The 839-nt window shown below is 52.4% G+C and carries 1 pseudogene; it reads right to left on the bottom strand.

The annotated features are described in order from the left end of the window. Window positions 1–839: pseudogene (locus GPK94_RS16090) on the bottom strand (LPD16 domain-containing protein); the annotation flags it as partial.

Below are 839 nucleotides of genomic sequence, written 5' to 3'. Positions count from 1 at the left end.
TTTTCGTGGAACTGAGGGCTTTTCTCCCATTCCTCATGGTCCACACCGAAAAGACCGCCATGATCCATGATTTCCTGCGGGTCAAACACCATGCTCTCCGTATTGTCCTCATACAGCACATAGACGGTCAAACCGGCGGCATCCAGTTCCAGCGCCCGTTCTCTGGTAACAGGGAGCATCCCATCATAGGTGTAGCCATATTCCTGCATATCCGGTGTGGATACCTGCTCATCCGGCATGGGGTATTCATCCAGTGCCTGCTCCTGCGCTTCCGGCAGCTGGGAAGAGGCAGTCATCTGACTGGTCTCTGCCTGCATCTGCTGATAGGCCGCTTCCTGCAAGGTCTCAACCATAGACAAGGGAGCGCGTCTGAGCGAAGTGCTGTCCAGATCGTTATCATCACAAATCTGGAGAACTGCCTTCATGCAGGAAAGCTCCGACATATCCAGCTGACCACCATCCAGCTCTTTCATGGACGCAGCATCGTAAAGAGTGTAGTCCCATCCGCTGTCACAAGGTTGGATATGAAGATAGGTAGTATCGTTGATCAGAAACAAAGCCTCCTGCTGGTTGGCATCCGCCCCCAGTACCTCCATTTCCGGCATGGTCGCAGCCAGTTCCTTTACCGCTTTCTGTACCAGCGGATTGTCACGGTAATAGTCGATTGCCTGAATAGTGTCCAGGTCAATGGTCTGCCCGGTCAAAATCGGAAACGGTCCTTCATAGTCGCTTCCGTCTTTCAGCTCAAAACCAATTCCTTTGATCCCGTTCATTCGCTCTGCCGGAATTTCCTGATAGATGCGGACCGCCTCCTCCAAAGACAGGTTATCGTGGTATTC

The organism is Pseudoflavonifractor sp. MCC625, assembly GCF_018784545.1.
Lineage (GTDB): Bacteria > Bacillota > Clostridia > Oscillospirales > Oscillospiraceae > Pseudoflavonifractor_A > Pseudoflavonifractor_A gallinarum.
The sequence above is the reverse complement of the archived record's forward strand: the minus strand, read 5'-3'. Positions and strand labels throughout refer to the sequence as shown.